This is a genomic window from Streptomyces sp. NPDC039430 (genome assembly GCF_055639435.1).
This window is the reverse complement of sequence record NZ_JBVKAK010000002.1, coordinates 824,159-850,389: the sequence shown is the minus strand read 5'-3', so window position 1 is coordinate 850,389 and position 26,231 is coordinate 824,159. Positions and strand designations below refer to the sequence as shown.

The window sequence follows — 26,231 nt, the reverse complement described above, 5'->3', positions numbered from 1 at the left end:
CCCCGGGCGCGGACCGCTCGACGCCCGGGGCTCAGTCCACCCGGACCCACTTCGCCTCGGACGGGACACCCGCGGAGTCGGTGACGAAGAGCATGTACCAGCCGGGCGGTACCAGCGCCCGGTCCTTCGGCACCTCCACCGTCACCGCGTCCTTCGTCTTCGTCAGCGCCAGCTCGACCGAGCGCTGCTCGACATCCGTCGTGTGCGTCACGGCGCTCGGCCGCATCAGCCGCGCCTTCGCGATCCGGTCGGGACGGGCGGCGCGGAAGGTGGCCCGGCCGTTCCGGTCGACCGCCTCCGGCCCCTCCCCCAGTGCCGGTCTGTTCGCACCGGCTCTGTCGCCCTGGAGGTAGGGAGGCGTGTAGATCTCCACCCGCTGTTCGAAGGTGCCGAGTCTGGTGTTGTCGGCGTCGCGGAAGAGCGGGTCGGATCCGAACGTGACCACACGTCCGTCGGGCAGCAGCAGCGCCTCCGAGTGGTAGTTGCGCCCCACGGTCGGGTCGGCGGCCGGCCGGAACGTGTTGGTCCGCGGCTCGTAGAACTGCGCCTTGAGGATGTCGCTGGCGCTGCGCCCGCGGTAGTCGGAGGAGCCGCCGGTGGTGAACACCGTGTCGTCCGGGAGCAGCACACTGCTCAGATAGCGCGTGCCCTTCGGCAGCCTGGGCCCCTCCTGGAAGGCCGGGCTGTCCCGGGTGAGGTCGACGATCGCCGTGCGCGCGGTGGCCTCGGAGGACTCGCCGACGCCTCCGCCGCCGAGCAGCATCACCCGCTGGTCCTGGGCCGGCGCCAGCATCAGGGAGGCCGAGGTCTCCGTCTGGTCGGGATCGGTGAGCCCGCCGACCTCGGTGAAGGTGTTCTTCGCGAGGTCCCAGATCCCCGGCTGCCTGCCCTTCTCGGCGGGCCCGTACCCCGCGTTGGAGCCCGAGTAGAAGAGCTTGCCGCCCTTGGTGAGGAAGAGCGCGGGATAGGTCGGGAAGTAGCGGGTGGGGCCCTTCGACCACTCCTTGGTCCTCGGGTCGTACAGCTCGTTGTCCCCGGTGACCACGGCGCCGACGTCGTCGAGACCGGAGACCGCGAGCACCTTCCCGTTGTCCAGGGTCACCAGCGTGGGGTACCAGCGGGCCTCCTTCATCGGGTTCACGGGGAGGTACTTCTCGGCCCTGGGGTCGAATTCGTAGGCGGATCTGATGCCCTGGAAGTCCTGCTTCTCCGTGGTGAGTTTCTGTGCCAGGCCGTAGAGGTTGTCCGCGTCCTTGCCCTTGAGCCCGACGATCTCGTACTGCGCGGCCTGGGTGGTCAGCCCCCGCGGTCCCTTCTCGGCCGCCTCCACGAACACCCGCGCCTCGCCGGCCGTCACCTTCGTACGCCAGGGCAGCATCCGGCCGCCCTTGCCGTACCCGACCTTCAGCTCCTTCTTCGCCCGGGGCACCGTGACATCGAACTTGCTGATGAACTCGACGCCCGAGGGGGAGCGGAAGCGGGTGCCCTTCTTGAAGGTGTGGGCCCGGTCCGGGTTCTCGTTCTTGACCCGCATCCGGCCGCCGGCCCGCTCCACCTCGCCGTCGAGGACCTCGTAGCGCGCCGTGCCGCCGGCCACCAGCAGCCGTCCGTCGGGGAGCTGGGAGTGGCCCGAGCAGAAGAAGTCCTCCGGGGTGGGGATCTTCTTGAAGGAGTTGTCGGCCGGGTTCCAGAGGATCGTGTCGAACGATCCCTCGTCGAACTTCTTCTGGTTGTTGCCCGAGCCGGCGATGATCAGCACCTTGCCGGTGTGCAGCAGGGCCGCGTGGATCGCGTTCGTACGGTATTCCTTCGGGACGTCGAGGATCTCCCAGGAGCCGTACTGCCGCTTGTAGCCCGGCTGCGCGATCTTGTACGCGTGGTACTTCTCCTCGGCGAACGAGAAGGCCGCGGGGGCGTTGAGGGCGGCCAGCACCACCAGCGCTCCGCCGCCGAGCAGCGTCCGCTTGAACTTCTCCGACGGCCTGCGGCGCGGCCTGTACCGCTGGGGCATGGGTCAGTTCCCTCCTGTCATCGTCACAGGCGTCACGGATGTCACTGACTTCACGGACGTCACGGACGTCACGGCCGACGCGGCGTAGACCGACGCGGGCTCCAGCTCGGGGTCCGGATCCGGGGCCGGCCCGGGGTCCAGATCCGAGGCCAGGTCCAGATCCGGGACCAGGTCCAGATCCGAGGCCGGCTCCAGGTCCGGGGCCGGGTCCGCGACGGCTTCCACGGGCGTACGGACGGACGCCGGTACGGTGCCGCCGGCGCGCCCGGCGCGCAGCGTCCAGCACCAGACACCGACCGGGGCGAGCGCGATGGCCAGCGCCAGGACCGCCCAGGTGCGCATCGCCGCGTGCGTGTGGCCGAGGACGACCGACGCGACGAGTGAGGCGGTGAGCACGACGGCCCAGAAGAGATGCAGCCGGAAGGTCATCAGCCGGTCGGGGCTCGCCCGGCCGCCCTTGGGCGTGACCACGAAGCGCCCGCGGGTGCGGAGGAGCGCCGAGACCAGCGATCTGAGATAGACCGGCGCGGAGAGCGCGGACATCGCCATTCCGGCGAGACCGCCCGAGCCGCGCGGCTCGTGGGGCGAGACGTTGTGCCGCCGGTTCCAGAGGTAGAGCCCGATCTGCAGCGCCGCGGCGTCGCTGTAGAGCATCAGCAGGACCGAGGACGAGACCTGGGTGCCCGAGGCGCCGAACCAGAGGAAGAGAACGCAGCTGAGAATGCCGAGGAACCAGTTGACGGCGGTCATCGGGTAGTAGACGAGCATCAGCGTGTAGCTGAGCAGCCGTCCGGGCGGCACCCGGAACGGCGCCTTCCAGTACTGCTTGAGCAGCGTCTCGTACGTCCCCCGCGACCAGCGCAGCTGCTGCGTGAAGAAGTCGGTCCAGGAGGCGGGGCCCTCGCCCACGGCCAGGACGTCGGGGGTGTAGACGGAGCGCCAGAACCGGCCGGTGACCGGGTTCCTGGTGCGGTGCAGCTCGAACCCGGTGGCCATGTCCTCGGTGATCGAGTCGTACAGCCCGCCTACCTGCAGGACCGCCCTGACCCGGACGACGTTGTTCGTACCGACGAACATCGGGGCGTGGTAGCGGTTGCCGGCCCGCTGGATCAGCGCGTGGAAGAGGAACTGCTGGGACTCGGCGGCCTTGGTGACCGGTGAGCTGTAGTTGCCGTACACCTGGGGGCCGACGACGAAGGCGGTGTCCGGGTCGCGGAAGTACCCCATCATCCGCTCCAGGAAGTTCGGGAGCGGCACATGGTCGGTGTCGACGGAGGCGAAGAAGTCGTACTCCTCGCCGTGCGCGGCCAGCCAGGCGTTGTAGTTGCCGTGTTTGGTGCGTGCCTTGTGCACGCCGCGCCGGCGGTTCCACTCCGGTATGCCGTGCCGGGTGAAGTGGCGGACCCCCAGCTCCTCGCAGAGCGCCCTGGCGGCGGTGTCGTCGCCCTCGTCCAGCAGCCAGATGTCGAGCGGGCCGCTGTGGCGCAGCCGTACGGCTCCTTCGAGCGTGGCCCGCACCATGGCGAGCGGTTCCTTGCCCGGGACGTAGGTGGTGAGGAACGCGACGCGGGTGCCGGGCTCGGCGGGGACGGGTATGGGGTCCCTGGCGACCATCGTGGCGTGGGCGACCGACGTGACGTTGACGAGCATGAAGAGGGCGATGAGCCCGATCGAGCCGAGCATCACCTGATCGAGGATCACCAGCAGCCGGCCGCCGCCGTCGCGCTCGGTCCGGTGGGTGGGCCAGACCAGATAGACCAGCAGGACGCCGGAGAGCAGCGGCGCCAGGGCCATCAGCAGGACGGCTCTTATTCGGTGGGGTTCCCGCGCGAGCAGACTCCGGTAGCGCACCCGGTAGGCCACGGCCAGGTCCGGTTCCCTGAGCGGACCGGCCAGGCAGCTGTGGACGTCGTAGTCGTAGTCGAACTCGGAACCCTCCGGCCGCACGGATGCCTCCAGCTGTCGCACCAGATCGATATCCCCACAAAAAGGGACATTCTTCGGCGTGTCGACTGGAGGCGTCCGAGTGAGCGGCGCTCTGCGCGGAGATTACTGCGTACGGGTTGACGCGGGTCGGTACGGATCGAGACGGGGCGGTACGCGTCGAGACGGAGCGGCACGGGCCGAGGCGGGTCGCGGAAGAGGCGGGGCTCAGCCGGCGAGGTAGCGCTCCACCGTCTCGACCTTCGAGGTGAGCCCGTCCGTGACCCCGGGCCGGATATCGGCCTTGAGGACGAGCGAGACGCGCCCGGCGCGGGCCTCGACCGCGGCGACGGCCCGCTTCACGACGTCCATCACCTCGTCCCACTCCCCCTCGATGGAGGTGAACATGGCGTCCGTACGGTTGGGCAGCCCGGACTCGCGGACGACACGGACGGCGTCGGCGACGTACTCCCCGACGTCCTCCCCCACGCCCAGCGGGCTCACCGAGAAGGCGACGATCATGCGCTCACCGTACCCTCGCGGCGCGCGCGGGAGGCGATGACCGCGTCGTCGGCGGCGCGCTTGAGCTTGCGCTCGGCGAAGAAGCCGCCGGCCGGCAGGACCGACAGGACGAAGTAGAGGGCCGCGGTGCCGAAGGACCACTTGGTGCGGTTCCAGGCGTCCAGCCAGAAGACCACGTACAGCACGAAGAGCAGACCGTGGACGGCGCCCATGACGGGGACCGCGTTGAAGTCCGTCGTGCGCTTGAGCACCGAGCAGACGAGGAGCAGCAGGAACGACACGGCCTCCGGGGCGGAGACCAGGCGGAGGCGATGGAGGGAGGAGGCGGTCTTGATGTCCACGGGGAGGCACCTTCGGCGTCGGGGGCAGACGTGATCTTGTGAATGTGTGCACAAGCGCGCTCTTATTGTGGCAGCACGGCTTTGCCCGACCGTTATCAGGGTCGGGTCGGGGGTGATCCCGGACCGTGGGCCCTGTTCCCTGTCGGTGCCGCCCGTTACCTTCGATCCGTGGCTCAGTTCCGACTGCAAGGCAGCAAGGTGCTCGCCGTCGACATGACCGGCGACGCCGTCAAGGCGAAGAACGGCTCGATGGTCGCGTACGACGGCCGGATGGCGTTCAAGAAGATGTCCGGCGGCGGTGAGGGTCTGCGCGGGATGGTGACCCGCCGGCTCACCGGCGAACAGATGACCGTGATGGAGGTGAAGGGCGAGGGCACCTGCTATTTCGCCGACCGCGCGAGCGAGATCAGCCTCGTCTCGCTGCACGGCGACAAGCTCTTCGTCGAGGCGAGCAATCTGCTCTGCGCGGACGCGGGGCTGCGTACCGGCACGTCGTTCACGGGGCTCCGGGGCGGGGCGTCCGGCAGCGGCCTGTTCACCACCACCGTCGAGGGCATGGGCCAGGCCGCGATCATGTCGGACGGCCAGGCGGTGATCCTGCGGGTGACCCCGCAGTACCCGCTCCAGGTCGACCCCGGCGCCTACATCGCCCACCAGGGCAACCTCCAGCAGAAGTTCCAGTCCGGCGTCAACTTCCGTACGTTCATGGGCGAGGGATCGGGCGAGGCCTTCCAGATCCGCTTCGAGGGCGACGGGCTCGTCTATGTCCAGCCGAGCGAGCGGAACACGATCGGGGGCGATGTCTGATGCCGTTCCGCGAGATCAACTCGAAGATGGTCGAGGCGACGGTCCTGCCCGGCCAGAAGATGTTCAGCCAGCGCGGCGCGATGCTCGCGTACCGCGGCGACGTCAGCTTCACGCCCAACATCCAGGGCGGCCAGGGCGGTCTGATGTCCATGATCGGACGGCGGGTGGCCAATGAGGCGACCCCGCTGATGACGGTCGAGGGGAGCGGCACCGTCATGTTCGGCCACGGCGGCCATCACATCCAGGTCATCAATCTGGCGGGCGACACCCTGTGCGTCGAGGCGGACCGGCTGCTCGCCTTCGACGGGACCCTCCAGCAGGGCACGATGTTCCTGGGCTCGCAGGGCGGGGTCATGGGCATGGTGCGCGGACAGGTGACAGGACAGGGCCTGTTCACCACCACGCTCAAGGGCCATGGCGCGGTCGCGGTGATGGCGCACGGCGGGGTGATCGAGGTGCCCATCACCCCGGGCCGGGAGATCCATGTGGACCCGCAGGCGTATGTCGCGCACCACGGCGACGTACGGAACAAGCTGTCCACGGCGCTCGGCTGGCGCGACATGGTCGGGCGCGGCTCCGGCGAGGCGTTCCAGCTGGAGCTGAGCGGCAGTGGCGCGGTGTACGTCCAGGCGTCGGAGGAGAAGCTGTGAGCACGCCCGTGATCCATGACCCGATGACGCTGCCGAGCGACGACAACGTCAACGCGTACACCTTCTGTGTGGAGTTGAAGGGGAGCCAGTGGTTCCTGCAGAAGGGGAAGATGATCGCCTACTACGGGCAGATCAACTTCGACGGCATCGGCCACGGCCGGTTCGAGCGGCTGGTGCGTACGAGCTTCCACTCACCGCTGCACGCCAGTGACTGGGTGGTGGCGGAGGGCAGCGGCAAGATGCTGCTCGCCGACCGCGCCTTCGACGTCAACTCGTTCGATCTGGAGGACGGCAATCTGACGATCCGGTCCGGGAATCTGCTGGCGTACCAGCCGACGCTGGCGCTGAAGCAGTCGATCGTGCCGGGCTTTCTGACGCTGATCGGTACGGGGAAGTTCGTGGCGGCGTCGAACGGACCCGTGGTCTTCATGGAGCCGCCGCTGCGGGTGGACCCGCAGGCGCTGGTGGGCTGGGCGGACTGCCCGTCCCCCTGCCACCACTACGATCATGGCTATATGTCCGGAGTGCTGGGCGGGCTCAGGTCGTTGACGGGGATCGGCGGTACGTCGGGCGAGGAGCATCAGTTCGAGTTCGTCGGAGCCGGGACGGTGCTGTTGCAGTCGACGGAACTGCTGATGGCGGAGCAGCCGTTGGGCGCGGTCGTGTCGGAGCCCGGGGTGCCGGGCGGTGCCCCCTCGGGACACTCCGGGCACCAGGGATCGCAGGGGTCCACGCCCCGGATGCCGGGGCAGCTCGGCGATCTCCAGCGTCGCTTCGGTCTGTGAGCGGTAGTCTGCGGAGTGTGACGTCGAACGCCTGCGCCCCCGGCCGGTGATCGGGTGCGCGGCGTCACATCCGGACGCTTCGTACAGATTTCAACTTCTTAGGTAGAATCCATACATGGAGACCGAGACCGCCACCCGCTGGCTGACCGACGCGGAGCAGTGCGCCTGGCGCACCCATCTGGATGTCAACAAACTGCTGACGCACCAGTTGGAGAAAGACCTTCAGCCGTTCGGCCTGACCATGAACGACTACGAGATCCTGGTGAACCTCTCGGAGTCGGCGGACCGGCGCATGCGGATGAGTGACCTCGCGGCCACCACGCTCCAGTCCAAGAGCCGGCTCTCCCATCAGATCACCCGGATGGAGACCGCGGAGCTGGTCCGCCGGGAGAACTGCGAGTCGGACCGGCGCGGGCTCTACGCGGTCCTGACGGACCACGGGATGGAGACCATGCAGAAGGTCGCGCCACACCATGTCGCGTCCGTACGGAAGCACTTCATCGATCTGCTCACGCCCGAGGCGCTGGCGGAGCTGCGGGCGTCGCTGACGCCGGTGGCCGAGCAGCTGCGCGGACGGCGCGGCAAGAGCTGAGACGAGACCGGGTCTCCCGGTCCGGGGACCCGGCCGCCGGAGCACTCCGGCGGCCGGGCTGCCCGGCTCAGGCGGCGTGACCGGCGTCGTTGGCACCGACGCCGCTGTCGGGGCTGTCGGGGCCGTCGGGGCCGTCGGCGGGGTCCGCCCCGTCCGGCCTGGGCAGGCGCAGCTCGAACAGGGCGCCGCCCTCCGGAGCCCGGCCGACCGTGAGCGTGCCGTCATGGCGCGCGGCCACATCGCGCGCGATGGCCAGACCGAGACCGGCGCCACCGTCGTCACGGCTGCGTGCGTCGTCGAGCCGTACGAACCGCTCGAAGATCCGCTCGCGCTCCGCCTCCGGCACCCCGGAGCCGTCGTCGGCCACCGCGAGCACCACCCGGCCGCCCGACCGGTACACGGACGCGGAGACCGACGCGTGCGCGTGGCGCTGGGCGTTGTCGAGCAGATTCCCCAGCACCCGGGCCAACTGGCCGCGTGATCCGGCCACTTCGAGCCCCGGCCGGACATCGAGCGTGACCGGGACACGGTCCGCGGTCCGCTGCGAGACCTCCTCACGGACCATCGCGCCCAGGTCGAACCGCGCCCGCCCCGGCCGCTCCCCCGCGTCCAGCCGGGCCAGCAGCAGCAGATCCGCGGCGAGCTGCTGGAGCCGTACGGTGTCCGCGACCGCGCCCGGCACGTCCAGCAACTCCGGGTGGGCGTCGCCCACTTCGAGCTGGGTACGGAGCGAGGCGATGGGGCTGCGCAGTTCGTGCGAGGCGTCCGCGACGAAGCGGCGCTGCCGCTCGACCGCGGCCTCCAGCGCGGTGAGCGTCTCGTTGGTCGTACGGGCCAGCCTGGCCACCTCGTCGTCCGTGGCCGGCTCGGGCACCCGCCGGGAGAGATCCGTCGAGGCGGTGATGGCCGCCATCTCGCGCCGGATGCCCTCCACCGGCCGGAACGCCCGCCGGGTCACCAGCCAGGTCACTCCCCCGACGACCAGCAGCAGGACGGGGAGCCCCAGCAGCATGGAAACGGTGGTGGTGTTGACCGCGGCCTGGCGGTCCGCGAGCGAGGCGCCCGCGTGGACGACGACCGTCTCGCCCGCGCGGTCGGTCACCTCCACCGCGGCGAAGCGGTAGTCACCGGTCCTGCCATCGACCGTCGCGCTGCCGTCGGTGTAGGAGGTGCGGTCGCTGATCTCGCCGACCGCGGGGTCGTCGTCGCCGCTCCCGTCGTCGTCCCCGCCCTTGTCGTCGCTCCCGTTGCCGTCCCCGCCGCTGTCGTCACTCCCCTTGCCGTCCCCGCCGCTGTCGTCACTCCCCTTGCCGTCCGCGTCGCTGTCGTCGTCGGCGCTGTCGTCGCCGCCCGGGGCCGCGGTGCCGCCCGGCGCGGGGCTCGCCGCGGGGCTCTTGGCAGGGGTCACCGCGGACACCCCCGTACCGCTGATCCGCTGGAGGTCCTCGCTCGCCCTGAGCAGCCGGCCGCGCTCGTCGCTCACCTGTACGGGATGTTCCGTGTCGTCCGGCAGGTCGAGCCCCGCGTACGACGTCTGGTCCGGCACCAGGGAGGCGATCTCCAGGGCGACATCGCGCGCCGCCCTGTCGGCGCTCCGGTCGGCCTGGGCGGTGAGGTTCGAGCGGAGCGAGAGGACGACCGCGATCCCGGCGGCCACCAGCGCGACCGCCACGACGGCCGTCGCGCCGAGCGAGGCCCTGGCCCGTACGGAGGACGCGAACCGGCGTCCACGCGCGCTCATGACGCGACCAGCCGGTACCCGGCGCCGCGCACCGTCTGGATGGCCGCGGCGCCGAGCTTGCGCCGCAGGGCGCTGATGTAGACCTCGATGATGTTGGGGTCGCCGTCGTAGGCGAAGTCCCAGACGTGCTCCAGGATCTCCGGTTTGCCGACCACCTCGCCGGCCCGGACCGCCAGCTGTTCGAGTACCGCGAACTCCTTGGCGGTGAGCGCCACTTCGGTCCCGTCCCGGAAGACACGGCGGGTGGCGGTGTCGACGGTGAGACGCCCGATCCGCAGCACGGGCGAGGCGCCGGACGAGCCGCGGCGGCGCAGCAGGGCCTTGACCCGGGCGACGAGCACGACGTACGAGAACGGCTTGGTCAGATAGTCGTCGGCGCCGGTGTCCAGCCCCTCCGCCTCGTCGTACTCGCCGTCCTTCGCGGTGAGCATCAGGATCGGTACGTCATGACCGGCCGCGCGCAGAGCGGCGCAGACGCGGTAGCCGTTCATACCGGGCAGCATGATGTCGAGCACGACCAGGTCGTATACGCCCTCGCCCGCCCGGTGCAGCCCTTCGAGGCCGTCGTGGACGACGTCGACGGCGAAGCCCTCGGCCCTCAGCCCCTTGGCGAGCGACACCGCGAGCCGCTTCTCGTCCTCCACGATCAACAAGCGCATGGCCCCAGCTTCCCAAACGGAACCTGAAGATCACTTCAGGTGGCTTCAGGCTGGCTTCAGCTTCCCTCCGCCACATTGAAGTCGTTCCACACAGACCGACTCGGGGAGGACCCCTCATGAAGCGCAATCTCGTCATCGCGGCCATTACCGCGGCGGCACTGATCGGCGGCGGCACCTACACGGCGGTCGCCATGGGAGGCGACGACAGCCGGGGGACCACGGGTTCGGCGACGCCGCCCGCGCCGGTCGCACAGCTCGGAGTGGTGTCGGACGACTCCGGGAACGACATCCTGGACGACTCCCAGGACGACGGGAGGGACGGCGCGAGGGAAGGCGGCAAGGACGATGGGAAGGACGACCGCGCGCCGGTGAAGCGGCAGCAGGCCGGCGGAAGCGGTACGGGCCTGACCGCGAGCGAGGCCGCCGCCGCGGCCCTGAGGGAGCACCCGGGCGCCGTGGCCTCCGTCGAGCGGGACGACGACGGCGGCCGCCACTGGGAGATCGACCTGTTCGGGAAGGACAACCGCCGGCACGAACTGCGCGTCGACGCGGCCACCGGCTCGGTGCGGGTGGACCGCGACGACGACGGTGACGACGACCGGGATGACGACCACGGCGACGACCGCGCCGCGCTGCGCGCCGCCTCCGTGGACGTCCGGCGCGCGGTGGCCGCCGCCCTCGCCTCCGTACCCGGAACGGTGACCTCCGCCGAGATCGACGACGACCACGACGGCCGCTGGGAGATCGACGTACGGGGCGAGGACGGCCGTACGCACGAGCTGAACGTGCACGCCACGACCGGCAAGGTCACCGTGGACCGCGACGACGACGACGGCCGTGACGGCCATGGCGACCGCGCTGACCACGACGACGACCGGTACGACGACTGAGACACCGGCCCGGGACTGCTGAGCCGCCCCACCGGCACGGTCACCCGCGCCCCCGCCCGGCCACCGCGGCCGGGCGGTCCGGCGCGTCGGACCCCATACGCCGGACCCATACGCCGGACCCGTACGTCAGACCCGTACGCCGGACCCCATACGCCAGGCCCGTACGCCGGACCCCGAACGCCGGACCCCGAGTACGTCAGACCCGAACGCCGGACCCGAACGCCGAAACCCGCGCGTCAGGCCCGGCGCGTCAGGCCGGTACGTCAGCCCGGTGCGTCAGAACCCTCCGTCACGCCCCGTCCGTCAGCCCCGCGACCAGCTCGTCCGCCGCCGTGTACGGGTCCAGCTCCCCCGCCACGATCCGCTCCGCCAGCGCGCCGAGCCGCCGGTCGCCGTGCAGATCGCCGATGCGCTCGCGGAGCGTGGTGACCGCGATGGTCTCCACCTCGCGGGCCGCGCGGCGGGCGCGGCGCAGAGCGAGGGCGTCGTGCTCCTCCAGCCAGGCGCGGTGCTTCTCCAGGGCCTCCACCACCTCGTCGATCCCCTCGCCCCGCGCGGCGACGGTCTTGACGATGGGCGGCCGCCAGTCGCCGGGGCCCCGGGATTCGCCGAGGCCCAGCATGTGATTGAGCTCGCGGGCCGTCGCGTCGGCGCCGTCACGGTCCGCCTTGTTGACCACGTACACATCGCCGATCTCCAGGATCCCGGCCTTCGCGGCCTGGATGCCGTCGCCCATGCCCGGCGCGAGCAGCACCACCGAGGTGTCGGCCTGGGAGGCGATCTCGACCTCCGACTGGCCGACCCCGACGGTCTCCACCAGGATCACGTCGCACCCCGCCGCGTCCAGCACCCTGATCGCCTGCGGCGCGGCCCAGGCCAGTCCGCCGAGATGGCCGCGGGTGGCCATGGAGCGGATGTAGACACCGGGGTCGGAGGCGTGCTCGGACATCCGGACGCGGTCGCCGAGCAGGGCGCCGCCGGAGAAGGGGGACGAGGGGTCGACGGCCAGGACCGCGACCCGCTTGCCCGCCTTCCGGTAGGCGGAGACCAGCGCGGAGGTCGAGGTCGATTTGCCGACACCGGGCGATCCGGTCACCCCGATGACATACGCGTTGCCCGCGAGCGGTGCCAGCGCGGCCATCACCTCGCGCAGCTGCGGGGACGCCCCCTCGACCAGTGAGATCAGCCGGGCCACGGCCCGCGGCCGGCCCTCTCGTGCCTGAGCCACCAGCTCGGGGACGTCCTGCATCACAGCTCCGTTCCTTCGGTCCGTACCCGTATCCGCACCGCCGCGTACCCGCTCGGTTCCTACTGGGCCACGCGCACGATCAGCGCGTCACCCTGGCCGCCGCCACCGCACAGCGCCGCCACGCCGGTCCCGCCGCCGCGCCGCTTCAGCTCCAGCGCGAGATGGAGAACGAGCCGGGCGCCCGACATGCCGATCGGGTGCCCGAGGGCGATCGCGCCGCCGTTCACATTCACCTTTTCCGGGGAAACCCCGAGGTCCTTCATTGACTGCACCGCGACGGCCGCGAACGCCTCGTTGATCTCGATGAGGTCGAGGTCGTCGACGCCGAGGCCCTCCTTCTTCAGGGCGTGCTGGATCGCGTTCGACGGCTGGGACTGGAGCGAGTTGTCCGGGCCCGCCACATTGCCGTGCGCGCCGATCTCGGCGATCCACTCAAGACCCAGCTCCAGGGCCTTGGCCTTGCTCATCACCACGACCGCCGCCGCGCCGTCGGAGATCTGCGAGGACGTGCCGGCCGTGATCGTGCCGTCCTTGGAGAACGCGGGCCGCAGTCTGGCCAGGGACTCCACGGTCGTCTCGGCGCGGATGCCCTCGTCCTGCGCGAAGAGCACCGGGTCGCCCTTGCGCTGCGGGATCTCGACGGGCGTGATCTCGGCCTCGAAGACACCGTTCTTCTGCGCCGCCGCGGCCCGCTGGTGGGAGAGCGCGCCGAACTCGTCCTGCGGGGCGCGCGCGATGCCGAGCCGGGTGTTGTGCTTCTCGGTCGAGGCGCCCATGGCGATGTCCTCGAACGAGTCGGTCAGTCCGTCGTACGCCATCGAGTCGAGCATTTCCATGGCGCCGTACTTGTAGCCCTCACGGGACTTGGGGAGCAGGTGGGGGGCGTTGGTCATCGACTCCTGGCCGCCCGCGACCACCACCTCGAACTCGCCGGCGCGGATCAGCTGGTCGGCCAGCGCGATCGCGTCGAGTCCGGAGAGACAGACCTTGTTGACGGTGAGCGCGGGGACGCTCATCGGGATGCCGCCCTTGACCGCGGCCTGGCGTGCCGGGATCTGCCCTGCCCCGGCCTGCAGCACCTGGCCCATGATCACGTACTGCACCTGGTCGCCGCTGATCCCGGCCCGGTCCAGCGCCGCCTTGATCGCGAAGCCGCCCAGCTCCGCGCCGGAGAAGGACTTCAGCGAGCCCAGGAGCCGCCCCATGGGCGTGCGGGCGCCCGCGACGATCACAGATCTGGTGGTGTTCGTATCCGACATGAGACGCGATCCCCTTTGCGTACAGCTTGAGGAGTGAACGAGGGTTTACTTTCAATGTACTGAGCGGTTCTCTCACGGGTCACCAGGCAGCGCGTGTGATCGCGCGCACGTTGCGTAATCACCCCGGTGACGCTGCACTGTCTCCATGCTGACGCGAATCGACCACATCGGAATCGCCTGCTTCGACCTCGACAAGACCGTCGAGTTCTACCGGGCGACCTACGGCTTCGAGGTCTTCCACACCGAGGTCAACGAGGAGCAGGGCGTCCGGGAGGCCATGCTCAAGATCAACGAGACGTCCGACGGCGGGGCTTCGTACCTCCAGCTCCTGGAATCCATCCGGGAGGATTCGGCCGTCGGGAAATGGCTGGCGAAGAACGGCGAGGGCGTTCACCACATCGCGTTCGGTACGGCGGATGTCGACGGTGACGCCCAGTCGGTCCGTGACAAGGGCGTACGCGTTCTGTACGACGAGCCCCGCACCGGCTCCATGGGCTCCCGCATCACGTTCCTCCACCCCAAGGACTGCCACGGCGTACTCACAGAACTCGTCACCTCCCGCCCGGAGCACTGACCTTAAGGATTCCCGGCCCGGTAGAGTGGGGCGCTCCGGGCCGGGGCCGGGCCGGGGCCGCGCCCCTGCCGAAGATCTGTCACCATTCCCCGGGGGGCCGTTCGCCGCGAACGGTGCTCAATTGGGCAGTTGCGACCAGGGGACGGATGGGACCGCGCAGTGCGGGGCTACGAACGCCAGGAGAGCCACCGAGCTGACGACGACCACCTCTCGCGGTTCGAAGCCGAGATGGACCGGCTGAAGACCGCGCGGGAGAAGGCCGTCCAGCACGCCGAGGACCTCGGTTACCAGGTCGAGGTCTTGCGCGCCAAGCTCCACGAGGCACGCCGTACGCTGGCGACCCGTCCCTCGTCGTACGACAGCGGGGACCTCGGCTATCAGGCCGAACAGCACCTGCGGAACGCCCAGATGCAGGCGGAGCAGATGCGCGCGGACGCCGAGCGCGAGCTGCGGGACGCGCGCGCCCAGACACAGCGCATCCTCCAGGAGCACGCCGAGCACCAGGCCAGGCTCCAGGCCGAGCTGCACGCCGAGGCCGTGCAGCGCAGGCAGCGGCTCGACCAGGAGCTGGCGGAGCGCCGGCAGACCGTCGAGTCGCATGTCAACGAGAACGTCGCGTGGGCCGAGCAGCTGCGTGCCCGTACCGAATCCCAGGCCAGGAGGCTGCTCGACGAGTCCCGCGCCGAGGCGGAGCAGTCCCTGGCCGCGGCCCGCGCGGAGGCCGCCCGGGTCACCGAGGAGGCACGGCGGCGGCTGGGCGCGGAGTCCGAGACGGCCCGCTCGGAAGCCGAAGCGATCCTGCTGCGGGCCCGCAGGGACGCCGAGCGGCTGCTGAACGCCGCCTCCTCGCAGGCGCAGGAGGCCACCAGCCACGCCGAGCAGCTCCGTATGTCCACCACCGCCGAGGCCGACCAGGCCCGCCAGCAGGCCGCCGAGCTGGGCCGCGCGGCCGAGCAGCGGATGCAGGAGGCGCAGGAGCGGCTGCGGGAGGCCCGCGCCGAGGCGGAGAAGGTCGCCGCGGAGGCCAAGGAGGCCGCGGTCAAGCGGCTGGCCGCCGCCGAGTCGCAGAACGAGCAGCGCACGCGTACGGCCAAGTCGGAGATCGCGCGGCTGGTCGGTGAGGCGACGCAGGAGGCCGAGGCGACCAAGGCCGAGGCCGAGCAGGCGCTCGCCGACGCCCGCGCCCAGGCCGAGAAGCTCGTCGCGGAGGCCGCCGAGAAGGCCCGTACGGTCGCCGCCGAGGACACCGCGGCCCAGCTGGCCAAGGCGGCCCGTACCGCGGAAGAGGTGCTCACCAAGGCATCCGACGACGCGAAGGCCACCACCAAGTCCGCGAGCGAGGAGGCCGAGCGGATCCGCCGCGAGGCCGAGGCCGAGGCGGACCGGCTGCGCGGCGAGGCCGCGGAACAGGCCGACCAGCTCAAGGGCGCGGCCAAGGACGACACCAAGGAGTACCGCGCCAAGACCGTCGAGCTGCAGGAGGAGGCGCGCAGGCTGCGCGGCGAGGCCGAGCAGCTGCGGGCCGAGGCGGTCGCGGAGGGCGAGCGGATCCGCGGCGAGGCGCGCCGCGAGGCCGTCCAGAAGATCGAGGAGGCGGCCAAGTCCGCCGAGGAACTGCTGACGAAGGCCAAGGCGGACGCGGACGAGCTGCGCTCGGGCGCCACCACCGAGAGCGAGCGCGTACGCACCGAGGCCATCGAGCGCGCCACGACGCTGCGCCGGCAGGCCGAGGAGACCCTGGAGCGCACCCGCGCCGAGGCGGACCGGCTGCGCGCCGAGGGCGAGGAGCAGGCCGAGGCCACCAAGTCCGCCGCCGAGCAGGCCGCGGCCGAGCTGCGCCAGGAGACCGAGCGGGGCGTCGAGTCCCGTAAGGCCGAGGCGGCCGACGAGCTGACGCGGCTGCACACGGAGGCGGAGCAGCGGCTGTCCTCCGCCGAGGAGGCGCTCACCGACGCCCGCGCCGAGAGCGAGCGGATCCGGCGGGAGGCCGCGGAGGAGACCGACCGGCTGCGCGCCGAGGCAGCGGAGCGGATCCGTACGCTCCAGGCGCAGGCCGAGCAGGAGGCGGAGCGGCTGCGTGACGAGGCCGCCGCCGACGCCTCGCAGTCGCGCGCCGAGGCGGAGACCGCGGCCGTACGGCTGCGCTCCGAGGCCGCCACGGAAGCCGAGCGGCTCAAGACCGAGGCGCAGGAGAGCGCCGACCGGATCAGGACCGAGGCAGCCGCCGCCGCCGAGCGGGTCGGCACCGAGGCCGCCGAGGCGCTTTCCGCCGCGCAGGAGGAGGCGACCCGCCGCCGCCGCGAGGCCGAGGAGACGCTGACGGCCGCCCGCGCGGAGGCGGAGCAGGAGCGCGAGCGGGCCCGCGAGCAGAGCGAGGAGCTGCTCGCCTCGGCCCGTAACCGCGTCGAGGAGGCCCAGACCGAGGCGCAGCGGCTGGTCTCGGAGGCGGACTACCGCGCCACGGAACTGGTCGCCGCCGCCGAACAGACCGCCCAGCAGGTACGGGACTCCGTCGCCGGTCTCCAGGACCAGGCCGAGCAGGAGATCACCGGGCTGCGGGCCGCCGCGGAGCACGCGGCCGAGCGGACGAAGACGGAGGCGCAGGAGGAGGCCGACCGGCTGCGCGCCGACGCGTACGCCGAGCGGGAGCGCGCCGCCGAGGACTCCAACCGGATCCGGCTCCGGGCCCAGGAGGAGACGGACGCCGCGCAGGCGCTCGCCGAGCGCACGGTCGGCGAGGCGATCGCGGAGGCGGAGCGGCTGCGTGCCGACACCGCCGAGTACGCGCAGCGGGTACGGACCGAGGCGTCGGACTCGCTCGCCTCGGCGGAGCAGGACGCGGCCCGTGCCCGTGCCGAGGCCCGTGAGGACGCCAACCGGATCCGCGGCGACGCCGCGGGCCAGGCAGACCGGCTCATCGGGGAGGCCACGAGCGAGGCCGAGCGGATGCGCGCGGAGGCCGCCGAGACGGTGGGCGCCGCGCAGCAGGCCGCCGAGCGGCTGCGAATCGACGCCGAGCAGTTCAAGCGGGAGGTCGAGGCCGCGGCGGAACGGCTCAGGAGCGAGGCCCAGGAGGAGACGGACTGGCTCCTGGACGAGGCGCGCAAGGACGCGGCCAAGCGCCGCTCGGACGCCGCGGAACAGGCCGATCAGCTCATCAACAAGGCCCAGGAGGAGGCTCTTCGGGCCGCCACCGAGGCCGAGACGCAGGCCGATACGATGGTGGGGGCCGCCCGCAAGGAGGCGGGCCGTATCACCGCGGACGCCACCGTCGAGGGCAACTCCCTGGTGGAGAGGGCCCGTACGGACGCGGACGAACTGCTCGTCGGCGCGCGCAGAGACGCGACGGCCGTCCGGGAACGGGCCGAGGAGCTGCGCGTACGCGTCGAGGCCGAGATCGAGCAACTGCACGAGCGGGCCAGGCGCGAGACGTCCGAGCAGCTGAGAACCGCGGGCGAGCGCGTCGACAATCTGATGAAGGCGGCCAACGAGCAGCGCGCGGAGGCGGAGGCGAAGGCCAAGGAGCTGGTGGCCGAGGCCGGTTCGGAGGCGAGCAAGGTCCGTATCGCCGCCGTGAAGAAGGCCGAGGGGCTGCTCAAGGAAGCCGAGCTGAAGAAGGCCGAACTCATCAGGGAAGCCGAGAAGTTGCGCGCGGACGCGGCCCAACAGGCCAAACAGACCGTCGACGAGGGCAAACGCGAACTCGACGTACTGGTCCGCAGACGGGAGGACATCCAGGCCGAGATCTCCCGTGTTCAGGACGTACTCGAAGCGTTGGAGTCGTTCGAGGCACCTGCCGTGCCCGCGAAGGACAACCCCGTCAAGGCGGGTGCGGCGGCGGGTACCACCCGTTCGAGTGGAAAATCTTCCGATAGCTAGTGCCGCGACACGGCCGACATGGCCGGGAGAGGCACTAGCCACTCAAAAGGCTGGACATTCTCCATACCAAACCTGCATCGGCTCGATGACACGCCGCTTCGGCCCCTAGGATTCCCTCTATCACCTCACCGGTCTCATTCGACAGGAACCCCATGAGCGACACTTCCTCCCCATTCGGCTTCGAGCTCGTGCGGCGTGGTTACGACCGCGGTCAGGTGGACGACCGCATTACCAAACTCGTCGCCGACCGTGACAGTGCTCTGGCCCGCATCACCTCTCTGGAAAAGCGCATCGAGGAGCTGCACCTCGAAACGCAGAACGCCCAGGCCCAGGTCAGCGACGCGGAGCCGTCGTACGCCGGCCTCGGCGCCCGCGTCGAGAAGATCCTCCGCCTCGCCGAGGAGGAGGCGAAGGACCTGCGCGAGGAGGCCCGCCGCGCGGCCGAGCAGCACCGCGAGCTGGCCGAGTCGGCGGCGCAGCAGGTGCGCAACGACGCCGAGTCGTTCGCCTCGGAGCGCAAGGCCAAGGCCGAGGACGAGGGCGTCCGTATCGTCGAGAAGGCGAAGGGTGACGCCGCGACGCTGCGCTCGGAGGCGCAGAAGGACGCGCAGTCCAAGCGCGAGGAGGCCGACGCGCTCTTCGAGGAGACCCGCGCCAAGGCCGCCCAGGCCGCAGCGGACTTCGAGACGAACCTCGCCAAGCGGCGTGAGCAGTCGGAGCGCGATCTGGCGTCGCGTCAGGCGAAGGCCGAGAAGCGTCTGGCCGAGATCGAGCACCGCGCCGAGCAGCTGCGTCTGGAGGCCGAGAAGCTGCGCACGGACGCGGAGCGCCGGGCGCGTCAGACGGTCGAGACGGCCCAGCGTCAGTCCGAGGACATCGTGGCGGACGCGAACGCCAAGGCCGACCGGATCCGCAGCGAGTCGGAGCGCGAGCTGGCGGCGCTCACCAACCGCCGCGACTCGATCAACGCCCAGCTGACCAACGTCCGCGAGATGCTGGCCACGCTGACCGGTGCCGCGGTGGCCGCCGCCGGCACCCCGGCCGATGACGAGCCGATCTCGCGCGGCGTCCCGGCCCAGCAGTCCCGCTGACCCGGGGCGGCCGTCCGGCCGGGAAAATTCTTCCGGCCGGACAACGCTCCTGATCAGTGCGCACGCCCGGCCCCTCGCCACTCCGGTGGCGGGGGGCTTTGTGCCGTCCTAGGTTGGTCCGCATGATCGAGGTCCAGGGGCTCACCAAACGCTTCGGCCGCACGGTGGCGGTCGATCGGCTCTCCTTCCGGGTGAGACCGGGGGTGGTGACGGGCTTTCTGGGCCCCAACGGCGCGGGCAAGTCGACCACGATGCGGATGATGCTCGATCTGGACAATCCGACCGGCGGTTCGGTACGGATCGATGGCAGGCGCTACCGCGAGCTGGCCGATCCGCTCAAGCACATCGGGGCGCTGCTGGAGGCCGGGGCCATGCACGGCGGGCGCACCGCCTACAACAATCTTCTCTGTCTGGCGCAGAGCAATCGCATCCCGGCGAGCCGGGTGACCGAGGTGCTGGACATGGTCGGACTGAGCGCCGTCGCGAAGAGGAAACCGAAAGGTTTCTCCCTCGGAATGGGGCAGCGGCTAGGGATCGCCTCCGCGCTCCTGGGCGATCCCGAGATCCTGATGTTCGACGAACCGGTGAATGGTCTGGACCCCGAAGGCATCCACTGGGTGCGCAATCTGATGAAGGCTCTGGCCCGTGAGGGACGCACGGTCTTCGTTTCCAGTCATCTGATGAGCGAAATGGCGCTGACCGCCGACCATTTGATCGTGATCGGTCAGGGCCGGCTACTGGCGGACACCTCGATGGCGGACTTCATCCGGGAGAACTCCCGCGGTTACGCGCGGCTGCGTTCGCCGGAGCGCGCGCGGCTCGAAGACGTGCTGCGCGCCGGGGGGTTCACCGTCGTCGAGGCGGAGGGCGACGTACTGGAAGTCGACGGGGCGTCCACCGAGGAGCTGGGGGAACTGGCCGCGCGGCACGGGATCGTGCTGCACGAGCTGACGTCCCGGCGCGCCTCGCTCGAAGAGGCGTTCATGCGGATGACGGCGGAGTCGGTGGAGTACCACGCCCACGCGGGCCCGCGGTGGGGCGAGGACCGGAGGGACGGCGACCGGCGGGGCGAGGGCCGGCGGGGCGAGGGCCGGCAGGACGAGGACCGGCAGGACGAGGACCGGCAGGACGAGGACCGGCAGGACGAGGGCCGGCAGGACGAGGGGGTCTGACATGGCATCGGTGCCGGCGGTCCTCCGGTCCGAGTGGACCAAGATCCGTACCGTCTCCTCCACCACCTGGACGCTGATCAGCGCCCTGGTGGTGACCGTCGCCCTGGGAGCCGCGCTGTCCGCGGTGCTGAACTCCCAGTTCGGTGATCTCTCCCTGGAGGAGCGGGCCACCTTCGACCCGACGTACACCAGCTTCTCGGGGATGGTTCTCGGTCAGCTGGCGATGGTCGTCTTCGGAGTGCTGGTGGTCGGCTCCGAGTACACCTCGGGCATGATCCGCACCTCGCTGGCCGCCGTACCGCGACGCGGCACGTTCCTCTTCTGCAAGGTCCTGGTGGCCGGGGTGCTGGCGCTGGCGGTCGCGGTGGTGACCGGATTCCTCGCCTTCTTCGTGGGCCAGGCGCTGCTCGGCGCGCACGGCACGGCCATCGGCGAGCCGAACGTGCTGCGCGCGGTGATCGGCAGCGGGCTGTACATGACGCTGATCGCGCTCTTCTCGATGGGGGTCGCGGCGATGCTGCGCAGCTCCGTCCTCTCGCTCGGCATTCTGATGCCGTTCTTCTTCCTGGTCTCGCAGATCCTGGCGGCCGTTCCCGGCGCCAAGGAGGTCGCCCGGTACTTCCCCGACCAGGCCGGCCGCCAGATCACCCAGGTCGTCCCCAACGCGCTGAGCTCCAGTCCGGCCCCCTACGGGCCATGGGGCGGTCTCGGGATCATGGCCCTGTGGGTGCTGGCGGCGCTGGCGGGCGGATACGCGGTCATGCGGAGGCGGGACGCGTAGGCTCTTGGCGAGGGGACACGGTTCCCCGCGGCACTTCGCATCGGTTCGCGGCACTTCGCGGCACCTCGTACGAGGAATTCACCCGGCGACGCTCCGTCGTAACGACTTGGCTGGAACCGTCAAGGCGCGGATATCCTCGTAACTCTTACGGGGGCTTTAGGTCAGGAACGGCCACTGCCCCGACGACCTGACCTGTCGATGGGGCTGGAGAATGATCGAGGCAGTCGGCCTGACGAAGCGCTACGGCGCCAAGACGGCCGTGTACAACCTTTCCTTCCAGGTACGGCCCGGATACGTCACCGGGTTCCTGGGCCCCAATGGTTCCGGCAAATCGACGACGATGCGGATGATCCTCGGGCTGGACCGGCCGACCGCCGGGCAGGTACGGGTCGGCGGGCATCCCTTCCGGCAGCTGCCGAACGCGCCGCGCCAGGTGGGCGCGCTGCTCGATGCCAAGGCGGTGCACGGCGGGCGCAGCGCGCGCAGTCACCTGCTGTCGCTGGCCCAGCTCTCCGGGATCCCGGCCTCGCGGGTCGACGAGGTGCTCGGGGTCGTCGGACTCCAGGACGTGGCCAAGAAGCGCTCCAAAGGCTTCTCGCTCGGTATGGGCCAGCGGCTCGGTATCGCGGCGGCGCTGCTCGGCGATCCGCAGGTGCTGCTGTTCGACGAGCCGGTGAACGGTCTCGACCCCGAGGGGATCCTCTGGGTCCGTAACCTGATGAAGCAGCTGGCCTCCGAGGGCCGTACCGTCTTCGTCTCCTCCCATCTGATGAGCGAGATGGCGGTGACCGCCGACCACCTGATAGTGATCGGGCGCGGTCAGCTGCTCGCCGATATGACGATCAAGGATTTCATCTCGGCCAACTCGGCGGACTTCGCGCGGGTGCGCACCCCGGAGACCGATCCGCAGCGGCGCGAGAAGCTGACCACGGCGCTCGCCGAGGCGGGCGGTCAGGTGCTCTCCGAGCCGGACGGGGCGCTGCGGGTCACGGGGCTGCCACTGTCCCGGATCAGCGATCTGGCGCACGAGGCGGAGGTGCGGCTCTGGGAGCTCTCGCCGCACCAGGCCTCGCTGGAGGAGGCGTACATGCGGATGACCCAGAACGCAGTGGACTACCGTTCGACGGCCGACGCGCTGGCCGGCTTCGCGCCGCCCTACCAGCCCGGCTACGGGCCGCCGCAGGGCTCAGCGGGGCCCGTGGGCCCCGTCGTCCCGGAGGTGCCGCAGCAGGGCTGGTACGCCCCGCCGCCGCCCGGAGCCAACCCGTACGCGGGCGCTCCCCCGGCCTCGGCGCCGGCCTCAGCGCCGGCCCCGGCGCCGGCCCCGGCTCCGACGGCGGCACCCGCGGGCGCGTCCGCGCCGCCGGCCGCTCCCGCGGCGGCGCCCGCCGCAGACATGACGAAGCGCGACAGCAACGAGGACGCCCGATGACGACCCCGTACCAGCAGCCTCCGCAGCCTCCGCAGCCTCCGCAGTCCCAGGCGCCACAGCAGGCCCCGCAGTGGCAGGGCGACGGGCTCGCCGCCGGCTACACCTCGCCGATCCCGGTCCGCCGGGCCCATCTCGGCGACGCCCTGGCCTCCGAGTGGACCAAGCTCCGTTCCGTGCGGTCCACGATGTGGACCCTCGGCGTCATGATCGTGCTGATGCTGGGCGTCGGACTCCTCACGGCCGTGGTGGTCTCCAGCGTCTCCGGCCAGCCGGCCCCCAGCGGCCAGGAAGTGCTCTCCCTCGGCTTCTTCGGCGTGCTGCTCGGCTCGATGTGCGTGATCACGCTGGGCGTGCTGACGATCGCGTCGGAGTACGGCACGGGCATGATCCGTACGACCCTCACCGCCTGCCCGAGCCGGGGCCGGGTGCTGGTGGCCAAGTCGCTGGTCTTCTTCCTGCTGGTCTTCGTGATCTCACTGGTGATCACGATGACGGTGTCGGCGCTGCAGCTCTCGATCCTGGGCGCGGAGTCGCCCTCCGGCGCGGACTGGCTGCGGGCCACGGCCGGGGTCAGCCTCTACCTGGCGACGCTCGGACTGCTCTCGCTGGCGGTCGGCACACTGATCCGGCACTCCGCCGGGGCGATCACCATCATGATCGGTGTGCTGCTGCTGCCGCTGGTGCTCGCGATGTTCATGTTCTCGGATTCGCTCACGGCGGTGCGCGAGGCGCTGTTCGACTACTCGGTCCCGAGCCAGTTGTCGGCGTTCTACGAGAGCGGTTCCCGCGTCTCCGGGCCCTCGGGCTGGGAGCCGCTGTGGATCCTGCTGGGTGTGACGGCGATCGCGATGCTCGCGGCGTTCTTCTCGCTCGACAAGCGCGACGTCTGAGCCGTCCCGCGGCCCCGCCGCGGTGTGCCGTTCAGTACTTGGGCGCGTTACGGGACCGCTGCACCCGCGTGGTGCGGCGGTCCTTCGCGTTCCAGCACGCCTGGTGCCAGTGCCGCCGGTCGTCGACACCGCCGTACTCGGGCCAGGCCACCACATGCGGCAGCGCGCCGGGGATCTCCTGGTCGCAGCCGGGGCAGCGATAGCGCTTGCCCGCGGCGCTCGCCCCGGCGACATGGCGCACCGACCAGCTCTCGCCCTGCCAGAACTCCGACCGCTGGAAGCCTCCGTACCGGTCGCCCGCCTCGCCTGCTCGCTCGGTCGGGTTCTCGCCGCCTCGGGGGCGGTTGCGGCGCGGGGACACAGGACACCTCACGGGGCAGACAGCACGGTTCCGTTCCAGCCTACGGCCCACGACATGGGGTACACGTACCTCGCGGCGTGAGTCCGCCACGCGCACGGAAGGCACTGACCGGACAATCGCAAGAATTTCCAAACCGGGCCGTGCCTTTGGCACGTGTCAGACGTTGTTGCCCGTAGGGGGAGCCGCGTCGGCCGCAAGGAGGCAGAAGGCGATGCGTGTTGGAGCTTTTGTACTGGCTGCCCAGTTCCCGGGCCAGGGACAGGGGGAGGCACTGCACCGTGCGGTGCGGACCACGGAGCTGGCGGAGGAATCCGGGCTCGACTCGGTCTGGCTCGCCGAGCACCATTTCGTGCCGTACGGCGTCTGTCCGTCGGCCGTGACCCTGGCCGGGGTGCTGCTCGGCCGAACCCGCCACATCCGGGTGGGTACGGCGGTCAGCGTGTTGCCGAACGTACATCCGGTGGCGCTCGGCGAGCAGGCGGCTCTGCTGCATCTCGTCTCCGGCGGCCGGTTCACGCTCGGTGTGGGGCGCGGCGGCCCCTGGGTCGATCTGGAGGTCTTCGGCACCGGCCTGCGGGCCTACGAGGAGGACTTCCCGGAGTCCCTCGCCCTGCTGCTGCGCTGGCTGCGCGAGCCGCGCGTGGCGGCATCGGGGGAACGCTTCCGCTTCCGCGAGGTCCCCGTCGTACCGCGCCCCGACGAGCTGATCGAACCGAGCACGGGCCCCGAGACGCTCATGGCCTGCACCTCGCCCAAGAGCGTCAGACTGGCCGCCGAGCACGGCCTGCCGATGCTCCTCGGCATGCACTGCGGCGACGAGGAGAAGGCGGAGATGGTCGCCCTGTGGCGTACGCACGCTCGTGCGGCGGGCCGTCCCGAGGACGAGATCGCCGGCGCCGCGCATGTATCGGCCGGGGTGGCGCAGATCGCCGACAGCCGCGCGGAGGCGAGCGAGACGCTCCTCAAGGCGATGCCCGGCTGGCTGCGCCAGGGCCTCGGCGCCCATGTCACGGTCGACGACAGAATCCGGGCGATGCGGGACCCGGTGGAGTACACCGAACTGCTCTGCGACCTCCATCCGGTGGGCCCGCCCGAGCTGGCCGCGGACCGGCTGGCGGCCACCTCGGAGCGCACCGGCATCACCCGCTTCGCCCTGCTCATGGAGGGCTCAGGCGATCTGGCGACGACGGAGGAGAACGTACGGCGGCTGGGCGCGGACGTCCTGCCCCGGCTCGCCTGAGTGACGCTGCCGCTCCGACACCGTCGGACACGGTGCGGAGCGGCAGCAAGAGGCGTCAGCAGTCCCGGAGTTCGGGTGACTGGTTGAGCAACTGAGCCCTCACCGAGGTGAATCGGGACAGCCGCTCGTCGACCGAGGAGTCCAGCGGGAACACCGCGACGCGGTGGCAGTTCTGGAATGCGAGACGCACCCCGAAGTGACGCTGCAGCGCACCGCGAATGGCATCACTCGCGAGCGCGCGCAACAGCTGACTACGTGCTTGCTCGTCCGGCGGGGGCGTCTGGTTGTCGGCGAACTGTCCACCGTCCACCTTCAGCTGTGCCACCAGAGAACTGATCATCTCCCATGCGTAAGGCAGGGAGGTCCGGACGCAGTCGACGAAAGCCGCTTCGTCGACCTCGCCTCGCTCGGCCTGATCCAACAGCGCCGGTGAGACGTCGAGCGACATGGGTTCTCCTCTCGCGACCCCGGGAGGCGGGGTCTTACGGGCAGGGAAGGAGGGGACGACGACGCAGCGTGCACGACCGGCGACCTCCTGCATCCACGTTAGGCGCGCTGTCCGGACCACACCAGCAGAATGGGAACACAACCGGCCAATAACGAAGGGGGCTTCCGGGGCGAATCGCGCGCGGCGGCGGCAGTCGAGTAGCGTTGCCGACCATGCGTCTCGTCATTGCCCGCTGCTCCGTCGACTACGCGGGCCGGCTCACCGCCCACCTGCCCTCCGCACCCCGTCTCATCCTGATCAAGGCTGACGGCAGTGTCTCGATCCACGCCGATGACCGGGCGTACAAACCCCTCAACTGGATGTCACCGCCCTGCACGCTGAAGGAAGGCACCGACGCGGACGCCGGCGTGTGGACCGTGGTGAACAAGGCGGGCGAGAAACTGATCATCACCATGGAGGAGGTCCTCCACGATTCCTCGCACGAACTGGGCGTTGATCCCGGCCTCATCAAAGACGGCGTGGAAGCACACCTCCAGGAGCTGCTCGCCGACCGGATCGAGACGCTCGGCGAGGGCTACACCCTGATCCGCCGCGAATACCCGACGGCGATCGGCCCGGTGGACATCCTGTGCCGGGACGCGGACGGCGTGACGGTGGCGGTGGAGATCAAGCGACGCGGCGAGATCGACGGCGTGGAACAGCTGACGCGCTACCTGGAACTGCTGAACCGGGACCCTCATCTGGCGCCGGTACGAGGTGTGTTCGCGGCGCAGGAGATCAAACCGCAGGCGCGGGTGCTGGCGACGGACCGGGGCATCGGGTGCGTGGTGCTGGACTACAACGGCATGAGGGGCATCGAGGACGACAAGCTGCGCCTGTTCTGACGGCTGGCCTCCGGCGGGGAGTGCGGTTGTCGTGGCTGGGCCGGGGGCCG

General features: G+C 70.8%; 24 protein-coding genes. 14 read left to right on the top strand and 10 right to left on the bottom strand.

Going from position 1 to position 26,231, the window contains the following annotated elements; translation table 11 throughout:
- Positions 1–31: 31 nt before the first annotated feature.
- The 4 genes from glxA to ACZ7LS_RS08865 all read right to left on the bottom strand — a co-directional run bounded on the left by glxA (position 32) and on the right by ACZ7LS_RS08865 (position 4,797).
- Positions 32–2,011: a radical copper oxidase GlxA gene (gene glxA, locus ACZ7LS_RS08880; protein WP_382517648.1), complete on the bottom strand. Its 1,980-nt coding sequence runs from the start codon at positions 2,009–2,011 to the stop codon at positions 32–34.
- Positions 2,012–2,014: 3 nt separating this feature from the next.
- Positions 2,015–3,979 (bottom strand): glycosyltransferase family 2 protein, encoded by a 1,965-nt coding sequence (locus ACZ7LS_RS08875; protein ID WP_469448296.1) that lies wholly within the window; start codon positions 3,977–3,979, stop codon positions 2,015–2,017.
- A gap of 183 nt (positions 3,980–4,162) precedes the next feature.
- A complete protein-coding gene (locus ACZ7LS_RS08870; protein ID WP_030916057.1) occupies positions 4,163–4,456 on the bottom strand; it encodes an MTH1187 family thiamine-binding protein in 294 nt (97 codons plus the stop codon).
- Entirely contained in the window at positions 4,453–4,797 is a 345-nt protein-coding gene (locus ACZ7LS_RS08865) for a DUF3817 domain-containing protein (protein ID WP_030351952.1), read from the bottom strand. The genes ACZ7LS_RS08870 and ACZ7LS_RS08865 overlap by 4 nt, the downstream gene beginning before the upstream one ends.
- A gap of 168 nt (positions 4,798–4,965) precedes the next feature.
- Here ACZ7LS_RS08865 and ACZ7LS_RS08860 point away from each other — a divergent pair, with 168 nt between their 5' ends.
- The 4 genes from ACZ7LS_RS08860 (at position 4,966) to ACZ7LS_RS08845 (ending at position 7,631) form a co-directional block, all read left to right on the top strand.
- On the top strand, positions 4,966–5,604 hold the full coding sequence (locus ACZ7LS_RS08860; RefSeq protein ID WP_382517652.1) for an AIM24 family protein: 639 nt from the start codon (positions 4,966–4,968) through the stop codon (positions 5,602–5,604).
- Positions 5,604–6,254, top strand: a complete 651-nt coding sequence (locus ACZ7LS_RS08855; RefSeq protein ID WP_382517655.1) for an AIM24 family protein — start codon at positions 5,604–5,606, stop codon at positions 6,252–6,254. The genes ACZ7LS_RS08860 and ACZ7LS_RS08855 overlap by 1 nt, the downstream gene beginning before the upstream one ends.
- A complete protein-coding gene (locus ACZ7LS_RS08850) occupies positions 6,251–7,039 on the top strand; it encodes an AIM24 family protein (RefSeq protein ID WP_382517657.1) in 789 nt (262 codons plus the stop codon). Before ACZ7LS_RS08855 ends, ACZ7LS_RS08850 begins: the two co-directional genes overlap by 4 nt.
- 115 nt (positions 7,040–7,154) lie before the next feature.
- The gene (locus ACZ7LS_RS08845) at positions 7,155–7,631 is read left to right on the top strand and encodes a MarR family winged helix-turn-helix transcriptional regulator (RefSeq protein WP_382517660.1); all 477 of its coding nucleotides are present in this window, start codon (positions 7,155–7,157) and stop codon (positions 7,629–7,631) included.
- Between the two features lie 67 nt (positions 7,632–7,698).
- Here the strand turns inward: ACZ7LS_RS08845 and ACZ7LS_RS08840 are convergent, their stop codons facing one another.
- Positions 7,699–9,372, bottom strand: coding sequence for a sensor histidine kinase (locus ACZ7LS_RS08840; RefSeq protein ID WP_385133223.1), 1,674 nt, complete (start codon positions 9,370–9,372; stop codon positions 7,699–7,701).
- Positions 9,369–10,031, bottom strand: a complete 663-nt coding sequence (locus ACZ7LS_RS08835) for a response regulator transcription factor (RefSeq protein WP_382517666.1) — start codon at positions 10,029–10,031, stop codon at positions 9,369–9,371. Before ACZ7LS_RS08835 ends, ACZ7LS_RS08840 begins: the two co-directional genes overlap by 4 nt.
- 116 nt (positions 10,032–10,147) lie before the next feature.
- On the opposite strand from ACZ7LS_RS08835, the gene ACZ7LS_RS08830 reads away from it, so the two are divergent.
- On the top strand, positions 10,148–10,921 hold the full coding sequence (locus tag ACZ7LS_RS08830) for a PepSY domain-containing protein (RefSeq protein WP_385133227.1): 774 nt from the start codon (positions 10,148–10,150) through the stop codon (positions 10,919–10,921).
- 289 nt (positions 10,922–11,210) lie between these two features.
- On the opposite strand, the gene meaB is transcribed toward ACZ7LS_RS08830, so the two are convergent.
- Together meaB and ACZ7LS_RS08820 are read right to left on the bottom strand one after the other, a co-directional pair.
- Entirely contained in the window at positions 11,211–12,170 is a 960-nt protein-coding gene (gene meaB, locus ACZ7LS_RS08825; RefSeq protein ID WP_129769185.1) for a methylmalonyl Co-A mutase-associated GTPase MeaB, read from the bottom strand.
- Between the two features lie 59 nt (positions 12,171–12,229).
- Positions 12,230–13,429 carry an acetyl-CoA C-acetyltransferase gene (locus tag ACZ7LS_RS08820; RefSeq protein ID WP_382517672.1) on the bottom strand — a complete coding sequence of 400 codons (1,200 nt, stop codon included), beginning with the start codon at positions 13,427–13,429 and terminating at the stop codon, positions 12,230–12,232.
- A 145-nt stretch (positions 13,430–13,574) separates the two neighbouring features.
- Here ACZ7LS_RS08820 and mce point away from each other — a divergent pair, with 145 nt between their 5' ends.
- The 7 genes from mce (at position 13,575) to ACZ7LS_RS08785 (ending at position 23,248) form a co-directional block, all read left to right on the top strand.
- Complete coding sequence (gene mce, locus ACZ7LS_RS08815) at positions 13,575–14,003, top strand: methylmalonyl-CoA epimerase (RefSeq protein ID WP_030351962.1); 429 nt, start codon at positions 13,575–13,577, stop codon at positions 14,001–14,003.
- A 159-nt stretch (positions 14,004–14,162) separates the two neighbouring features.
- Entirely contained in the window at positions 14,163–17,882 is a 3,720-nt protein-coding gene (gene scy, locus ACZ7LS_RS08810) for a polarized growth protein Scy (protein ID WP_385133231.1), read from the top strand.
- A 152-nt stretch (positions 17,883–18,034) separates the two neighbouring features.
- Positions 18,035–18,973: a coiled-coil domain-containing protein gene (locus ACZ7LS_RS08805; RefSeq protein ID WP_030351964.1), complete on the top strand. Its 939-nt coding sequence runs from the start codon at positions 18,035–18,037 to the stop codon at positions 18,971–18,973.
- Positions 18,974–19,095: 122 nt separating this feature from the next.
- Positions 19,096–20,145, top strand: coding sequence for an ATP-binding cassette domain-containing protein (locus ACZ7LS_RS08800; protein WP_385133234.1), 1,050 nt, complete (start codon positions 19,096–19,098; stop codon positions 20,143–20,145).
- A 1-nt stretch (position 20,146) separates the two neighbouring features.
- Positions 20,147–20,926, top strand: coding sequence for an ABC transporter permease (locus ACZ7LS_RS08795; protein WP_382664955.1), 780 nt, complete (start codon positions 20,147–20,149; stop codon positions 20,924–20,926).
- A gap of 211 nt (positions 20,927–21,137) precedes the next feature.
- Complete coding sequence (locus ACZ7LS_RS08790; protein ID WP_382664957.1) at positions 21,138–22,358, top strand: ABC transporter ATP-binding protein; 1,221 nt, start codon at positions 21,138–21,140, stop codon at positions 22,356–22,358.
- Positions 22,355–23,248 carry an ABC transporter permease gene (locus ACZ7LS_RS08785; protein ID WP_385133237.1) on the top strand — a complete coding sequence of 298 codons (894 nt, stop codon included), beginning with the start codon at positions 22,355–22,357 and terminating at the stop codon, positions 23,246–23,248. The genes ACZ7LS_RS08790 and ACZ7LS_RS08785 overlap by 4 nt, the downstream gene beginning before the upstream one ends.
- Positions 23,249–23,279: 31 nt before the next feature.
- Here the strand turns inward: ACZ7LS_RS08785 and ACZ7LS_RS08780 are convergent, their stop codons facing one another.
- Entirely contained in the window at positions 23,280–23,609 is a 330-nt protein-coding gene (locus tag ACZ7LS_RS08780; RefSeq protein WP_382517691.1) for an ATP/GTP-binding protein, read from the bottom strand.
- Positions 23,610–23,820: 211 nt separating this feature from the next.
- Here ACZ7LS_RS08780 and ACZ7LS_RS08775 point away from each other — a divergent pair, with 211 nt between their 5' ends.
- Positions 23,821–24,849, top strand: coding sequence for an LLM class flavin-dependent oxidoreductase (locus ACZ7LS_RS08775; RefSeq protein WP_382517694.1), 1,029 nt, complete (start codon positions 23,821–23,823; stop codon positions 24,847–24,849).
- A 55-nt stretch (positions 24,850–24,904) separates the two neighbouring features.
- Here ACZ7LS_RS08775 and ACZ7LS_RS08770 read toward each other — a convergent pair whose 3' ends face one another.
- Positions 24,905–25,297 (bottom strand): SCO5389 family protein, encoded by a 393-nt coding sequence (locus tag ACZ7LS_RS08770; RefSeq protein WP_385133240.1) that lies wholly within the window; start codon positions 25,295–25,297, stop codon positions 24,905–24,907.
- A 212-nt stretch (positions 25,298–25,509) separates the two neighbouring features.
- On the opposite strand from ACZ7LS_RS08770, the gene nucS reads away from it, so the two are divergent.
- The gene (gene nucS / locus ACZ7LS_RS08765; RefSeq protein WP_385133243.1) at positions 25,510–26,181 is read left to right on the top strand and encodes an endonuclease NucS; all 672 of its coding nucleotides are present in this window, start codon (positions 25,510–25,512) and stop codon (positions 26,179–26,181) included.
- Positions 26,182–26,231 lie beyond the last annotated feature (50 nt).

Coding starts and splice junctions, on each gene's coding strand:
- glxA (WP_382517648.1), bottom strand. CDS start 2,011: ATGCCCCAGCGGTACAGGCCGCGCCGCAGGCCGTCGGAGAAGTTCAAG.
- ACZ7LS_RS08870 (WP_030916057.1), bottom strand. CDS start 4,456: ATGATCGTCGCCTTCTCGGTGAGCCCGCTGGGCGTGGGGGAGGACGTC.
- ACZ7LS_RS08855 (WP_382517655.1), top strand. CDS start 5,604: ATGCCGTTCCGCGAGATCAACTCGAAGATGGTCGAGGCGACGGTCCTG.
- ACZ7LS_RS08845 (WP_382517660.1), top strand. CDS start 7,155: ATGGAGACCGAGACCGCCACCCGCTGGCTGACCGACGCGGAGCAGTGC.
- ACZ7LS_RS08840 (WP_385133223.1), bottom strand. CDS start 9,372: ATGAGCGCGCGTGGACGCCGGTTCGCGTCCTCCGTACGGGCCAGGGCC.
- ACZ7LS_RS08835 (WP_382517666.1), bottom strand. CDS start 10,031: ATGCGCTTGTTGATCGTGGAGGACGAGAAGCGGCTCGCGGTGTCGCTC.
- ACZ7LS_RS08830 (WP_385133227.1), top strand. CDS start 10,148: ATGAAGCGCAATCTCGTCATCGCGGCCATTACCGCGGCGGCACTGATC.
- meaB (WP_129769185.1), bottom strand. CDS start 12,170: ATGCAGGACGTCCCCGAGCTGGTGGCTCAGGCACGAGAGGGCCGGCCG.
- ACZ7LS_RS08820 (WP_382517672.1), bottom strand. CDS start 13,429: ATGTCGGATACGAACACCACCAGATCTGTGATCGTCGCGGGCGCCCGC.
- mce (WP_030351962.1), top strand. CDS start 13,575: ATGCTGACGCGAATCGACCACATCGGAATCGCCTGCTTCGACCTCGAC.
- ACZ7LS_RS08805 (WP_030351964.1), top strand. CDS start 18,035: ATGAGCGACACTTCCTCCCCATTCGGCTTCGAGCTCGTGCGGCGTGGT.
- ACZ7LS_RS08800 (WP_385133234.1), top strand. CDS start 19,096: ATGATCGAGGTCCAGGGGCTCACCAAACGCTTCGGCCGCACGGTGGCG.
- ACZ7LS_RS08795 (WP_382664955.1), top strand. CDS start 20,147: ATGGCATCGGTGCCGGCGGTCCTCCGGTCCGAGTGGACCAAGATCCGT.
- ACZ7LS_RS08790 (WP_382664957.1), top strand. CDS start 21,138: ATGATCGAGGCAGTCGGCCTGACGAAGCGCTACGGCGCCAAGACGGCC.
- ACZ7LS_RS08785 (WP_385133237.1), top strand. CDS start 22,355: ATGACGACCCCGTACCAGCAGCCTCCGCAGCCTCCGCAGCCTCCGCAG.
- ACZ7LS_RS08775 (WP_382517694.1), top strand. CDS start 23,821: ATGCGTGTTGGAGCTTTTGTACTGGCTGCCCAGTTCCCGGGCCAGGGA.
- ACZ7LS_RS08770 (WP_385133240.1), bottom strand. CDS start 25,297: ATGTCGCTCGACGTCTCACCGGCGCTGTTGGATCAGGCCGAGCGAGGC.
- nucS (WP_385133243.1), top strand. CDS start 25,510: ATGCGTCTCGTCATTGCCCGCTGCTCCGTCGACTACGCGGGCCGGCTC.